Annotated in this window: 13 protein-coding genes; all 13 read right to left on the bottom strand. The window is 61.0% G+C overall.

The genetic code is table 11. The annotated features are described in order from the left end of the window. Window positions 1–17: 17 nt before the first annotated feature. Window positions 18–821 carry a competence/damage-inducible protein A gene (locus LIX15_RS17360; protein ID WP_227774563.1) on the bottom strand — a complete coding sequence of 268 codons (804 nt, stop codon included), beginning with the start codon at window positions 819–821 and terminating at the stop codon, window positions 18–20. A gap of 98 nt (window positions 822–919) precedes the next feature. After that, a complete protein-coding gene (locus LIX15_RS17355) occupies window positions 920–1378 on the bottom strand; it encodes a flagellin (protein ID WP_227774562.1) in 459 nt (152 codons plus the stop codon). A 42-nt stretch (window positions 1379–1420) separates the two neighbouring features. Beyond that, window positions 1421–2152: a hypothetical protein gene (locus LIX15_RS17350; protein ID WP_227774560.1), complete on the bottom strand. Its 732-nt coding sequence runs from the start codon at window positions 2150–2152 to the stop codon at window positions 1421–1423. 90 nt (window positions 2153–2242) lie between these two features. After that, a complete protein-coding gene (locus LIX15_RS17345; RefSeq protein ID WP_227774558.1) occupies window positions 2243–3943 on the bottom strand; it encodes an acyl-CoA mutase large subunit family protein in 1701 nt (566 codons plus the stop codon). A gap of 472 nt (window positions 3944–4415) precedes the next feature. Further along, window positions 4416–5168, bottom strand: a complete 753-nt coding sequence (locus tag LIX15_RS17340) for a CBS pair associated ParBc domain-containing protein (RefSeq protein ID WP_227776925.1) — start codon at window positions 5166–5168, stop codon at window positions 4416–4418. Between the two features lie 187 nt (window positions 5169–5355). Then, window positions 5356–6843, bottom strand: a complete 1488-nt coding sequence (locus tag LIX15_RS17335; RefSeq protein ID WP_227774556.1) for a DHH family phosphoesterase — start codon at window positions 6841–6843, stop codon at window positions 5356–5358. 186 nt (window positions 6844–7029) lie between these two features. Next, the gene (locus tag LIX15_RS17330; protein ID WP_227774554.1) at window positions 7030–7401 is read right to left on the bottom strand and encodes a hypothetical protein; all 372 of its coding nucleotides are present in this window, start codon (window positions 7399–7401) and stop codon (window positions 7030–7032) included. 207 nt (window positions 7402–7608) lie between these two features. After that, a complete protein-coding gene (locus LIX15_RS17325) occupies window positions 7609–9105 on the bottom strand; it encodes an NADH-quinone oxidoreductase subunit N (protein ID WP_227774535.1) in 1497 nt (498 codons plus the stop codon). Next, window positions 9105–10643, bottom strand: coding sequence for a complex I subunit 4 family protein (locus LIX15_RS17320; RefSeq protein WP_227774534.1), 1539 nt, complete (start codon window positions 10641–10643; stop codon window positions 9105–9107). The genes LIX15_RS17325 and LIX15_RS17320 overlap by 1 nt, the downstream gene beginning before the upstream one ends. After that, window positions 10644–12674: an NADH-quinone oxidoreductase subunit L gene (gene nuoL, locus LIX15_RS17315; protein ID WP_227774532.1), complete on the bottom strand. Its 2031-nt coding sequence runs from the start codon at window positions 12672–12674 to the stop codon at window positions 10644–10646. A 2-nt stretch (window positions 12675–12676) separates the two neighbouring features. Continuing rightward, window positions 12677–12982 (bottom strand): NADH-quinone oxidoreductase subunit NuoK, encoded by a 306-nt coding sequence (nuoK, locus tag LIX15_RS17310; RefSeq protein WP_227774530.1) that lies wholly within the window; start codon window positions 12980–12982, stop codon window positions 12677–12679. Continuing rightward, complete coding sequence (locus LIX15_RS17305; RefSeq protein ID WP_227774529.1) at window positions 12982–13341, bottom strand: proton-conducting membrane transporter; 360 nt, start codon at window positions 13339–13341, stop codon at window positions 12982–12984. The genes nuoK and LIX15_RS17305 overlap by 1 nt, the downstream gene beginning before the upstream one ends. Beyond that, complete coding sequence (locus LIX15_RS17300; protein WP_227774527.1) at window positions 13338–13604, bottom strand: NADH-quinone oxidoreductase subunit J; 267 nt, start codon at window positions 13602–13604, stop codon at window positions 13338–13340. Before LIX15_RS17300 ends, LIX15_RS17305 begins: the two co-directional genes overlap by 4 nt. Window positions 13605–13615 lie beyond the last annotated feature (11 nt).

Here is a 13615-nt window from a genome sequence, read left to right as displayed (position 1 = left end):
TTTTACTCGCAAAAACGCTACTGACTATCCGGGTTGGTCGTCTCCACACCGTCGTTTTCCTCGCCCGATTCCGCCCGTTCGATGTCCTCCATAGCGACAGTCTCGACGTTGTTTCGCAACCACGCAGCCGCGGCGGAAACTTCCTCGCTGTTCGTCGATGTCACCTTCAGGCGTCCGGGCGTCTCGCCCCGACCCGGATAGCTTCCCACCGCGACGTCGAACCGCTCTCGAACGGCAGACAGCACGCTTCTGAGCGCACCCTCCGGTGCTGGCGTGTGCATCGTCTCGGAAACGACTGCCCCGTCGAACTCGTCGCAGACGAGTTCGAACATGGCTTTCATCTCGCGGGGGATTCCGGGGAAAACGTAGACGTTCTCCACGGCGCATCCCGGTGCCCACCCCGCATCCGTGACCAGCGGTCGGCTCCCCGCCGGAAGTTCCGCGGCCTCGTTCAAATCCAGTTCGAGGTCGTACTCGTCGGTCAGTTCCGAATTTTCTTCCGCGAACGTGCGAGCTTTCTCTTTGAGTCGCTCCCGCGTCTTCGCATCGACCACGGCGTTGCGGTCTAGCGCCATCGAAACGGCGTCCATCGTTACGTCGTCCGGCGTTCCGCCGATTCCGCCGGTGACGACCACCGCGTCGAACGATTCGCGCCACTCGTGGACGCGGTTGGCGATAACGTCGGCGTCGTCGGGAACGGTCAGGATTCGCCGTACCGACCCGCCGCGGTCGTGGATTTCCTCGGCCAACCACGCCGCGTTCGTGTTCACGGTGTCGCCCGCGAGGAGTTCGTCGCCGACGGTGAGGATAGCGACCTGCATCGAAATTCGATAGTCGCTCTCACTGCATAAACCTTTGAGGTGAAACGGAAGAGGTGGGATTCCGGTTCGACCGTCGAAGCGAATTTTCGGAGAAAAGCCTACACCGTAACTGCCTGCTCGCCTTCGAGCGACCGGGGAACATTCACCCGATACAGCGTGACCGCACCGCTTTCGAGGGTTATTCTCAGTTCGACCACCGCACCTGCGTTTAATCCGCCGCGTATCTGTTCGGCGTTCATGGTGAGGGTAAAGCGGTCGCCTCGACCGTCGAGGACGGGAAGCGAGTCGTTCGAATCCTTGATTTTGGCGACGGCGAACCGGTTCGCCGTCGCTTGCTCGCCGTAGGTTAGCGTCGTTTCGGTGTCCGGGCCACTCCACTTGACGGTGGCCGAAGTGAGGTCAATGTCGCCCGACCCTGCTCCGCGCATGACGGTGAAGTTGACGTAATCGATTCGCTCGTTTTCGTTCACGCTTCCGAATCCGGAGACGATCCGCACGCGGTTCGAAACCGGAGCATCGTCGTCCTCGGCTTCGGTTTGTTCGACTGCCTCGTTCACCCAGTCGGGCTTTTCGACAGTGGCACCGCCGACCTGTGTGAGTCAGTAATCCAACTGCGAGTTCGACTCACTGCCGCCCTGTTTGTTGGTCAGATTCACCGAGGCGCGGTGGACGACGCCCTGCTGGCTCACGAGAACGGAACCCGAAACGTTCGTCACCGTTTCTAAATCGGAGGCAGTCGCGTCGTCGCAGAGTCCCGCAAACCGATACTCTACGAGTCTCTCTCCGTCACGGGAGACGACGTGTGAGTTTCGGTACTCACCAGCGGTCAGAATCGGTGTGAGTGAGGAGATGATGCCGTTCGGAGTCTCGACACCGTTCTCCATCCGGCGAACGTCGTAGGAGGCCGTATCGTTCACGCGCTTGGTGTACACCGAACTTTTGTTCGCGTATGAGGCTGTGTGAGACTCCCTGTCCGCCGAGGATACCTCGCGGTCGGCGTACCATTCTTCCGTCTTTCCATCCGAATCCGTTTCGTGCCGAACGGTCTGTGTCGTGACGATTCGTCCGTCCTCATTCGTCGCTACCGACTCGAATTCGGCGGTGTAACTCCTGTCGGCGAGAATTTCCGAGTGCGTTTCCGCGAGGACGCTCGCGTTCTCGATGCGCTCGTCGCTCGTCCCGTCGGGGAACGACAGGTCGTCGAGCGCCATCGTCGTTGTCGATTTCGTCGCGTTCGCATCCGGCGCGTCGTTGACCGGTTCCGAAACGCATCCTGCGAACGTCACGAGGGTGAGGAGGACTATCGAGACGGCAACGTTCCGCATGTTCATCACTAGAACGTGCAATCTTACCACGTCATAAATGTATGTATTCTGGGATAAACAGCAAGCCGGTCGAACCAAAAAGTCAGCTCGGCCGACTTAGGCTAGCCCGATTTTCTCCTGATAGCTTCCGTGTTCCGCCTCGAACACGTCCATAATTTCGCCCATCGTCGCGTAGGCCTTCACCGCGGTGACGATGGCGGGCATGACGTTTTCGTCGTTCTGGATGGCGTCGTTCAGTTCGTTCAACGCAGCCTCGACCGCTTCGTCGTCGCGCTTTTCTTTGACCTCGGCGAGTCGCGCGAGCTGTCGGTCTTGGGTTTCCTCGTCCACCTTCAGAATCTCGGGTTTCGTGTCCTCCTCCATGTCGTACTTGTTGACGCCGACGACGACCTCCTCGCCGTCCTCAACGCGCTCTTGGTACTCGTAGGAGGCCTCCTGGATTTCGCGGTGGAAGTAGCCACGGTCGATGCCTTCGAGGACTCCGTCGCGCACGGAGCCGTCACCCATCTCTTTGATTTCCTCGATGTAGGCCATCGTCTTCTCCTCGACTTCCTCGGTGAGCGATTCGACGGCGAAACTGCCGCCGAGGGGGTCGATGATGTCCGCCGCACCGCTCTCCTCCGCGATGATTTGCTGGGTTCGCAGGGCGACGCGAACCGCCTGCTCGCTTGGCAGCGCGAGCGCCTCGTCGAAGCTGTTGGTGTGGAGACTCTGGGTGCCGCCGAGGACGCCCGCGAGCGCCTGAATCGTCACGCGGACGATGTTGTTGAGCGGTTGCTGGGCGGTGAGCGACTGACCGGCAGTCTGCGTGTGGAACTTGAGCTGTTTCGATTTAGGGTCTTCCGCGCCGTACCACTCGTCCATCACGGTGGAGTAGATTTTGCGGGCCGCGCGGAACTTCGCGATTTCCTCGAACAGCGAGTTGTGAGAGTTGAAGAAAAAGGAGAGCTGGGGTGCGAACTCGTCCACGTCGAGGCCGCGCTCCATCGCGTCCTCGACGTAGGCGAAGCCGTCGGCGAGCGTGAAGGCGAGTTCCTGTACTGCGGTGGAACCGGCCTCGCGGATGTGGTAGCCCGAAATCGAGATTGGCTTGATGTTCGGCGTCTCCTCCACCGCGAACTCCACGGTGTCGGTGACGACATCCAGCGATGGTTGCGGGGGAACGACCCACTCCTTCTGGGCGATGAACTCCTTCAACATATCGTTCTGGAAGGTGCCCCGAATCTCGTCGCGGGGAACGCCCTGCTGGTCTGCCAGCGCGACGTACATGGCGAAGATGACGGGCGCGCTCGGGTTGATGGTGAAACTGGTCGAAACTTCGTCCAAGTCGATGCCGTCGAAGAGGATTTCCATGTCACGGAGGGTGTCCACCGCGACGCCCTCCTTGCCGACTTCCCCGTCCGAAAGCGGGTCGTCGGAATCCTTGCCCATCAGACTCGGCATGTCGAACGCCGTCGAGAGGCCGGTTTGCCCGTTGTCGGTGAGATAGTGGAATCGTTCGTTCGTCTCTTCCGCCGTGCCGAACCCGGCGAACTGGCGCATCGTCCACGTCCGACCGCGGTACATCGTGGGGTAGACGCCGCGTGTGTAGGGGTCTTCGCCGGGATTACCGAGTTCCTCGCCATAGTCGATATCGGCCACGTCGTTCGGGTCGTACAGCCGGTCTACTTCGAGATTCGAGACCGTCGCGAAGCGGTCTTTCCGCTCGCCGAACCGCTCCAGCACGGGCGAGAGGGTATCTTCCTCCCATTCCTCTCTTCCCTGCTGAATCTTTTGCAGGTCGTCCTCGTCGTACATGCCCGTATTTTCTTCCGGGCAATCCATTAAGGATTCGGTGGGCGATTTTCCACTATTGCCCCCGGAACGAGATTATTTTTCGATGACACCAGCATCAGAAAATCGCTGGGAAGTCAGCGGTGATTTCTGTCGGAAAATCACAGTACCACCAGACCATCACGAAATATACCACACATGTATAAAATTATTTTACATGAATCAGGATTTGAAATTTCCCGACGTATTTGTTATATTCCGGTAGCCATCGGCGTTCTCACCGGATGTCTCGGGGTTCGGTTTCTCGCAGAGGCAATTTTCTGGCCGTCCGCCCCGTTGGTTCATACGCTCCGCTCTCATCGTAACCGTCGGGATTGCGCTTCTCGCGCTCGGCGTCGGTCTATTGGTGCGCCACACGTTGAACGGTCCATACACGTTCGGCGGTAGCGATACGGTTCGCAGTAAGTAGAAACAGTGGTAGAACAACAGAAGTAACCTATTGCAATCGCTTCGTCGTCTCCACGAGCGGATGCCGGGCGTAATCGACCACCTGAATGTCGTCGATCGTTTCGAGGCCTTCTTTTTCCGCCGTCTTGGACATCCCGAGTTCGAGATGGTGGTCGGTGACGATGACGTACGCATCCATCTCCTCGATGTCGAGGCGGTCTGCGGCTTTCGCACGGTGGTGGCCGTCCGCCAACAGGAGGGTGTGGCCGTTTTCGATGATGACGAGGGGTTCCGCCAGACCACGTTCCATCTCGTACACCCTCCCCTCCAATTCGTCTGCGTACACCTTCCCCTGCGTCGGCACGAGATTGGCGAGCGGGATTTTTCGGCGGCGCTGTGAGACTTCGGTGTCGTGGATGGATTCGAGCGTCCGCATCAATTTTCCCACCTTCTCCGGCGTGACGCGCTCGATTTGACTCCGAATAACGTCCGTGTTGCTGATGATGCCGACGAGATTGCCCGCATCGTCCACCACCGGTAGTTTCTGAATCCCGGAACGCAGGATGACGCGCGCGGCGTCGTTTACGTCCATGTCAGGATGGGCGACGATGAGTTCCTGACTCATCACTTTGAAAATCGGCTCTTGGTCGGTTGCAAGCAGAAGGTCGCGCGCGCTGACGAATCCTTCGACTCGCCGTCCGTCACAGACTGGAAACCCGTTGTGACCGTCGCTTTCTACGATCCGCCGGGCGACCGATTCGACGGTCGCGTCGGGGGAAACGGTCGCCACATCGCGCGTCATGTAATCTTTGACTTTCGCTTTGATTCCCTCCGTTCCGCCGTCGGAAACGAATCGAACGGGGGGTGGCGACTGACGACCGCTTTCCTCCTCGGCCTCGTCCATGCAGAGTACCCACAACTCGCCGAGCAAAAAACTTCCCGACCGCTTCCGCTAACTCCAAGGTTGACTGATGCCAAACGGGACACGCCTATTCGTCGTCGCTCTCCGCGAGTTGAATGTCGAACGCGGCGACGCGCTCCCCGGCGGATTCGAACCCATCCGGTCCCGGCCGGGAACGAACCGTTTCGAAAAATCGGTCGGTGATTATCTCGCCGACGATAGTCGAGAGGGACGATTCTTCTTCCTCTTCGACTTCGCCGAGCAGACCGAGCGGAATCTGCGCCCCGGCCATGTCGGCGTGTCCGCCCGCGCTCCCGATTTGCCCGAACGCGGCCCGCATTGTTTCGCCGAGGTCGACGTCGGTTCCGCGAGCACGCGCGGAAACATACACGGTACCTTGCATGAATCCGAAGACGAGCGTGACGTTGACGCCGTCCATGTTGAGCAGCCGGTCTGCGGCCTGCGCCAATGCGTCTCTGTCGGAGAGCGCGCCGACGCAACTCGCCAGCACGGTTCCGTCGAGTTCGCGGTTTCGAATAGCGCGGGAAATCGTATCGAAGGTGTCGGGGCTGATGGACGGACTTTCGACGCGCTCCAACGTGCTCGTGTTGGCGTGCGGGAGCAAGAACGCCGCCGCCTCGAAATCCGATTCAGACACCTCGCGGGTGAAATCCTTCGTATCCACGCGAATCCCGTAGAGCAGTCCGGTTGCGACCCGCTCTGCGGGGTCGATACCGAGGTGTTCCAGGTAGTCGGCCAGCAGTGAGCTCGTTGCGCCGACGCCGCTGCGCAGGTCAACGAACCGCGCTTCGACCGGGTGAGTCGGCGGGTGATGGTCGATAACTACGTCCACCGGCGTATCTTCCGGGAGTTGGTCGTTGACGCCCGGACTGGAGTGGTCGACCAGCGCGAATCCCGCGAATTCGGAGAGGTCGTCGCCGGGGTCGAGGTTGCGCAAGTCCAGTTCAAGCAGGTTGACGAACGCCCGGTTTTCCTGGTGGGAAATCGCGCCGTAGTAGCACGTCTCAGCTTCCGTTCCGACCGATTCGGCCAACCCTTCCAGTGCGACCGCGCTGGCGATGGCGTCCGGGTCGGGATTGTCGTGCATGAAAATCCCCAGTTTGCCGTCGATGCTGCGAAGGGTTCTCCGGAGGTCCTGCGTCCGAAACGCCGTATCCTGGTCGGTCATCGACAACAGGCGGTCGACGACGAGCGACCCGGGGTTGATGAGTCGGTCGGCGATGTCGTCCAGTTCGGACGCCACCGCCTCGGACGGCGTTTCTCCTACGTAGGCGACGACGTAGGCGTTCGGATGCGTCTCGCGGACTGCCCGCGCCGAATCCCGGTTTTGTTCGGGGTCGTCGCCCGCGACGAACGCGATGTCGACGTGGGGACGCCCTTTCGTGATCGCCGGGTCGGTAGGGTCGCCATGGGTGGCCGAGATGCCTTCCGTGCGGAGCGTTTCGACTCTGCTTTCGTTCTCCGTAACGACGACGAGGCTTCCGGGCCATTCGGCCACTGACTCGACGAGTGCATACCCGACCGAACCGCAGCCGAGCATGAGCCGCGAAACCATTCTACCACCGATTGCTAGTCGGGCACCTAAAACCTGTTGGGAATCCTTTGCGGGCAGGACGTGGTTTTACGTGGCGTTTGGGATGGGTTTTCGAATTAGGCTCTGGTCCTTTGCTTCAATCAGCGATATAGACCGTGCTTCGAGGACAAAGGGAAGGTGAATCCACCGTGTTCGCAATTGCCGATTCTACGCCACGCCCTCTGCACGATGGAATTGCTCGTGGTGACCGCAAGCCACGACTCTCCGCCACGCCCTCGCTCGGTCAGTCACTCGCGGCAGGCCCGCTCGTTCCGTCGGTCGCTCACCCGTTGTCGCCGAGGACAGTAGGGCGGGCAGGCCGCTGACCTGCCCGCCCAACCCAAATTTGACCAGCCGTTTGTTCGAAAGATCGTCCCACCGAAACCGATGGTACGGCCGAACAGTCTCTTTGGCGGGCGAGTGCGTTGCACTCGCCCGCTTGCGGTTCCTGGTGTCCCAAAATCGCCGCGCGATTTTGATGGCAGGGAAGAACTCGCTGCTTCCGTGGTAACGGGCAAAGAGAAAAAGGATCGCCTGCAAGGAGCGAGTGATGAGCGAGGGCGTGACGGAGTGTCGCGACTTGCAACGGGAACTCTCACAAACAGCCCTGTGACGTGCCTAGCAGTTGCAGTAGTTACATCTTAGACGATTCCGCTTTCAGATTCATGTTTACGAGAACAAACTCACAGCTCAGCGGCCAAATCACATCGCCAAAAAAACCGAAAGCGTTCGATTCGAGGATGTCGTCTACGCGAACAGGGTCGCGGCCGCGCTGTAGGCCGTGTCTGCAATCGGCCCGAAGGCCGGGAGCAGGACGACGGTTGCGACGGCGGCGGCCATCACTGCAACGTAGAGGCCCGTTGGCGTGCTTCGAATCGTCAGCTCGCTCGTCGGATCCTCCACCCACATCGCCTTGACGACGCGGGAGTAATAGTACAGCGACAGTGCACTATTGATGGCACCGACCGCGGCGAGCCACCAGAATCCGGCACCGACCGCGGCACCGAACAGGGCGTACTTGCTCATGAAGCCAGCCCCGACCGGAAGTCCGGCGAGATTGAACATGAACACCGTCATGGCGACGCAGGCCATCGGGGCCTTGGTCGCCAGTCCGTTGTAATCCTCGAACGTCCTCCCGACGCCCCACTGCTCGACCAGCGCGATGAACAGGAACGCACCCGTGTTCATGAAGCCGTAGACGAGCAGGTGGAGCATCGCACCGCCCATGACCAAGTCGTTCTCACCGCCGACTCCGGAGAGGGCGGCGAGACCGATGAGCACGTAGCCCGCGTGTCCGACCGAGGAGTACGCGAGCATGCGCTTGACCTTGTCCTGGGTCGCCGCGGCGAAGTTCCCGAGCGTCATCGTGACGACGGCGAGAATTTGGAACGCGAGCACCCAGTCAACCGTGGCGGACAGTTCCGCGATCGGGAACGCCGTGACGAACACGCGGAACGCGACGACGAACCCGGCGGCCTTCGAAGCCGACGACAGGAACGCCGAAACGGGCGCGGGCGCGCCTTCGTACGCCTCGGGTGCCCAGAAGTGGAACGGAACCGAGGCCGTCTTGAACGCGAATCCACCGAGTACCATCAGCACACCGATGCCGAGGACGCCGGGGAACGCCTCCGCGTTGAGGTTCGCCGCGACCTGTTCGAGTTGCAGGTGTCCGGTGACGCCGTACACCAGGCTGATACCGTAGGCGAAGATGGCCGACGAGAGCGCACCGATGAGGAAGTACTTGAGACCCGCCTCGACGCTCCCGCGGTTTTTCTTCAGGATTGCGACCAGCGCGTAGGACGGAAGGCTGGCGAGTTCGAGGCTGACGAACACTGTCGCCAAACTGTTTGCGCTCGCCATCAGCGTCATCCCCGTTGCCGCGAGGATGACAAGCGAGTAGAACTCCGCCATGTACGGCTGGCCTTTCATGTAATCGTAGCTCGCGACACAGACCAGTACAGTGACGCTGGTGAAGATGAGCGTAAAGAACAGACTCATCGTGTCCACGACGAGCGCGCCGTCGTACAGCGAAATGGCTTCTTCGCCGGTTCCGGTGGCGAGGAACGCCACCGCGATGCCGCCAGCGACGACAGCACCGAGCGCCGAGAGTCCCACGAGAAGCGGCCGGTTTCTCGTATTAGGGGAGATGCTGTTCGCGAGGAACAGCAGCATCGCCGTCAGCGCGAGGACGATTGCAGGTGCCATCGTCACCCAGTCGGCACCGGTTCCGAGTGCTTGTGCCATCAGGCACCACCTCCCGTAATGAGCGCCATATCACGCACGGATTCCTGAATCATCCCGTAGAAGATGTCCGGTTGGACGCCGAGTAGGATGACGAGCAGGATGAGCACCACGAGGGGTGCCACGTCGTGGAACGAGGCTCGTCCGACCTCATAATCGGTTTCGAGGCGGAACGGGCCGAATAGGGTTCGCTGCATGGCGAAGAGCAGGTAGCCCGCGACGATGACGATACCGAACATCGCCGCGCCCGTGAACAGCGCGAGCGTGTTGCCCGCGAGCACCGTGGACTGGAACGCTCCGACGAAGATGAAGAACTCCGCCGCGAAGCCGGCCATCAGCGGCAGACCCATGTAGCCGAACGCGCCCGCTACGAACACCGCGACCGTGATGGGCATCCTGTCCGCGAGTCCGGACATGTCCGAGACCATGCGGGTGTGGGTCGTGTTGTAGATGACGCCGACCGCCATGAACATCAGCCCCGAGATGAGGCCGTGGGCGATCATCTGGAACGTCGCACCGCCGACGCCGTACATGTTGTACGCGACCAATCCGAGGATGACGTACCCCATCGAGGAAACCGAGGAGTACGCGACGATGCGTTTGAGGTCGGATTGGGCCAGCGCGAGCATTGCGCCGTAGATAACGCTCACGACCGCCACGAGGGCGATGATGAACGCGAACTGTTTCGCCGTCTCCGGGAGCATCGTGAAGTTGAATCGCAAGAGTGCATAGGTACCCATCTTCAGCATGACGCCCGCCAGCATGATTGACACCGGCGTCGGCGCCTCAACGTGAGCGTCCGGCAGCCACGTGTGGAACGGGACGATTGGTACCTTCACGCCGAATCCGGCGAACATGGCGAAGAACGCGATGATTTTCAGCGTGTTCGCGTCGATGCCGGCGAGTCCGCCGAGTTCGCCGTTGTTGAGCGCGGTCGTAATCGCCGGCATATCCAGCGAGGTCACCGAATCGCCCAGTCCGAAGACGAGCGCGATGAACCCGATGAACATCACCAGCGATGCGACGTTGGTGTAGACGAAGAACTTGATAGCCGCGTACTTCCGGCGCGGGCCGCCCCACACGCCGATGAGGAAGTACATCGGCACCAAGACCATCTCCCAGAAGATGAACCAGACGAAGAAGTCGAGCGCCGCGAAGACGCCGAGGAGGCTCATCTCCATGAACAGCATCAGGCCGTAGAACTGGCTCTGGCGCGACTGTACCGGCGTCCACGCCGCGAGAATCGCGAGCGGCGTGAGCACCGTCGTCAGCACCAGCAACGGCATGCTGATGCCGTCCAGTCCGACGTGCCAGTTGAGCGCGTACGGGCCGAGATTGACCCATTGGAACGTCTCTTCGAAGGCGAGGGTTCCGCCCAGCAGGGCGTTTCCACTCCCGTCGAAGGCACTGTACATCCAGAGGCTCCCGCCGAGCGGGAGCAGACTCAACGCGAACGCGAGTTTCCCTGCGACCTTATCGGGCGCGAGGAACACCACGAACGCGCTGAGGAGCGTAACCGCGAGTAGCGCTTCGATCATCATCTAGAACCAACCTCCCGTGAAGCCGATGACGAGAAGCAGGACGACGAACGACGCCGTGAGCAACAGCGCGTAGTTCGTTACGATGCCGCTCTGAATCCGCTTCACCTTGCTTCCGCCGAACAGGCTCACGCTGGAGACGCCGTTGACGACGCCGTCGATGACGCCGCCGTCGAACTTGTCCGCCACCCGCGAGAGGGGGAGCGTGACGCCGGTTGCGAGCCACACCTGCGACTCGTCGAGATAGTAGTTGTTGAACAGCACGTTCTTCGCACCGCCCAGCTTGTCGGTGTGCTCGACGGGCTCGGCGACGTTGTACAACGTCGAAGCGAGTCCCGCGCCCGCGAGGGCGAGGGCGAGCGACACAGCGCCGGGGATGAGCGGCGAAATGTGTGCCGCTTCGCCGAAGGCGAACTGCTCGATGAGGTGTTCGTAGTGGTGCGCGCTGGTCGCCTCGACCGGACCGTTGAGCCACGAGTGGAGGAATTCGATGTGCGCGCCGGTCAGTTCCGCGACCGGAACCATGTTGACGAATCCTGCGGTCACCGCGAGGATGCCGAGGACGACGAGCGGAAGTTTGACGTTCCAGCCGACGCCGTGCGGTTCGCGCGCGGTGTCGGTTCGCGGCTTCCCGTGGAAGGTCAAAAAGACCATCCGGAACGTGTAGAAGCCGGTGAAGAACACCGCGAGGAGACCCATCGCGTACGCACCGAGCAGGATTGGATTGCCCATTCCGTGGACGAGCGCTTCGTACAGCACTTCGTCCTTCGACCAGAAGCCGGAGAACGGAATGATGCCCGCGAGGGCGAGCGAACCGGCGAGGAACGTCCAGTACGTCACCGGCATGCGGTCTTTCAGACCGCCCATGTCCCACATGTTCTCGTTGTGGTGCATGGCGATGATGACCGACCCCGCTCCGAGGAACAGGAGCGCCTTGAAGAAGGCGTGGGTCATCAGGTGGAAGGTCGCCGCGACGTAGCCACCAGTTCCCAGTCCGAGCATCATGTAGCCGTACTGCGAGATGGTGGAGTACGCAAGCACCTGTTTGATTTCGCGCTTGACGACGCCCATCGTCGCCGCGAACAGCGCCGTGAACCCGCCGATGAACGCGATGATGGCGAGCACCTGCGGAAGCAGGGCGTAGAAGCCGTACATGCGCGCGACGAGGTAGACACCGGCCGCGACCATGGTCGCGGCGTGAATCAGCGCGGAAACAGGCGTCGGGCCTTCCATCGCGTCCGGAAGCCACGTGTGCAGCGGGAACTGTGCCGACTTACCGACGACACCGCCCAGAACCAGCAGGCCGATGATGGAGAACCACGCTCTCGGGTCGAGTCCGAACAGCGTCGTTACCTCACCCGCGCCGCCTTCACCCGCAAGGGCAAGTTCGGCCATGTGCGCGAACGAGTGGTCGCCCGCGAACTGCGCCGTACCGAACGTGGCGAACACCGCCACCACGCCGATGAGGAAGAAGTAGTCCCCGAAGCGGGTGACGAGGAACGCCTTCTTCGCGGCGCTCGGCGGTCCGGCTTGACGGAACCAGAAGCCGATGAGCAGGTACGAACACAGCCCCACGAGTTCGAAGAACATGAACGCCATCAGCAGGTTGTCCGCGAAGACGAACGCGAGCATGCTGAAGGTGAACAGGCCGAGTCCGGCGTAGTAGCGTGGGAGGCCGGTCTCGCCCTCGTCGTTCATGTAGCCCAAGCTGAAGATGTGGACGAGGAACGCGACGAGCGAGACGATAACGAGCATCATCGCCGACAGCGGGTCGAGGAAGATGCCGAAATGCAGGTTGAACGTGTCGATACCTTCGACCCACACTATCGTCTCGTGGTACTGTTCGCCGCCCGACACCGTGAGGAACACCCACAGCGACAGGGCGAGCGACCCGGCGGTCGCGAGGATTCCCGGAATCGCGCCGCCTTTCGGCAGCATCTTTCGGGCGAATTCGCCGCCGAGCAGTGCGATCAGGAACGATACGAACGGCAGGAGTGCGATTACGGGTGCCAGTTCGAATGCAGTTGCTGCCATTGTTACCACCTCATAGTCGTCGCTTGGGTTACGTCCACGTCCTTGAAGTTACGATACAGCACGAGGATGATTCCGATTCCCACCGCGACTTCCGCTGCGGCCAGCGCCAGCGTGAACAGGCTGAACGTCTGGCCGGTCAGGTTGCCGTGATAGTGGGAAAACGCGACGAGATTGATGTTTGCGGCGTTGAGCATCAACTCGACGCTGATGAGGAACATCAGCGCGTTCCGCCGGGTGAGGATGCCGAACAGTCCCGTGCAGAACACGGCCGCCGAAAGCAGTAGATAGTATTCGACTGCGATGGCCATTACTCGTCGTCACCTCCGGTCGTTCCGCCGTCCGCGACGACTCGGCGGTTGTCAGCGTCGCCTTCGCTCTCGCGGGTGGCGAGCAAGACCGCACCGTCGAGTGCCGCGTCCAGCACGAGCGCGATGATCAAGAACGCCACGAGGAACCCTTCGCTCGGAATGATGTTCTGGCCCTCGACGCTGGTGATGTTGAACATCGCGTAGCCGATGCTCGCGGTGATTCCGGCGCCGCTCGGGAAGCCCGCGGCGTCGCCGAACGACGCGCCGAGGAACACCACTGCGAGGATGCCAAACAGCGCGACCGCGACGATGCCAGGAAGCATCGACGACGTATCGTGCAATCGTGGTTTCGATGTCATGCGTTAGTTACCTCCTCTGTACTTGAACGACGTGTGAGCATGACGGCGAACGTTATGAGGATGAGAACCCCGCCGACGTAGACGAGAATCTGCATCGCCGCAACGAACTCCGCCTGCAACATAACGTAGTGGACTGCAAAGCTCAGCAACGAAGCACCGAGCAATAGAGCAGCATGCCACACGTCCCGCACCAGGACAGCGCCCAAGCTACTCGCCACTGTTACCGCGGCGAACAACCCGAACGCGATTATTTCGTATGCCATTTCTGTTACCT

This window comes from Haladaptatus pallidirubidus, from assembly GCF_020700235.1.
In the GTDB taxonomy this organism is placed as follows: domain Archaea; phylum Halobacteriota; class Halobacteria; order Halobacteriales; family Haladaptataceae; genus Haladaptatus; species Haladaptatus pallidirubidus.
The sequence above is the reverse complement of the archived record's forward strand: the minus strand, read 5'-3'. Positions and strand labels throughout refer to the sequence as shown.

Bases quoted from the DNA above. Each gene is read 5' to 3' on its own strand.
- LIX15_RS17360 (WP_227774563.1), bottom strand. From the start codon at position 821: ATGCAGGTCGCTATCCTCACCGTCGGCGACGAACTCCTCGCGGGCGAC.
- LIX15_RS17350 (WP_227774560.1), bottom strand. From the start codon at position 2,152: ATGAACATGCGGAACGTTGCCGTCTCGATAGTCCTCCTCACCCTCGTG.
- LIX15_RS17345 (WP_227774558.1), bottom strand. From the start codon at position 3,943: ATGTACGACGAGGACGACCTGCAAAAGATTCAGCAGGGAAGAGAGGAA.
- LIX15_RS17340 (WP_227776925.1), bottom strand. From the start codon at position 5,168: ATGACGCGCGATGTGGCGACCGTTTCCCCCGACGCGACCGTCGAATCG.
- LIX15_RS17335 (WP_227774556.1), bottom strand. From the start codon at position 6,843: ATGGTTTCGCGGCTCATGCTCGGCTGCGGTTCGGTCGGGTATGCACTC.
- LIX15_RS17325 (WP_227774535.1), bottom strand. From the start codon at position 9,105: ATGGCACAAGCACTCGGAACCGGTGCCGACTGGGTGACGATGGCACCT.
- LIX15_RS17320 (WP_227774534.1), bottom strand. From the start codon at position 10,643: ATGATGATCGAAGCGCTACTCGCGGTTACGCTCCTCAGCGCGTTCGTG.
- nuoL (WP_227774532.1), bottom strand. From the start codon at position 12,674: ATGGCAGCAACTGCATTCGAACTGGCACCCGTAATCGCACTCCTGCCG.
- nuoK (WP_227774530.1), bottom strand. From the start codon at position 12,982: ATGGCCATCGCAGTCGAATACTATCTACTGCTTTCGGCGGCCGTGTTC.
- LIX15_RS17305 (WP_227774529.1), bottom strand. From the start codon at position 13,341: ATGACATCGAAACCACGATTGCACGATACGTCGTCGATGCTTCCTGGC.
- LIX15_RS17300 (WP_227774527.1), bottom strand. From the start codon at position 13,604: ATGGCATACGAAATAATCGCGTTCGGGTTGTTCGCCGCGGTAACAGTG.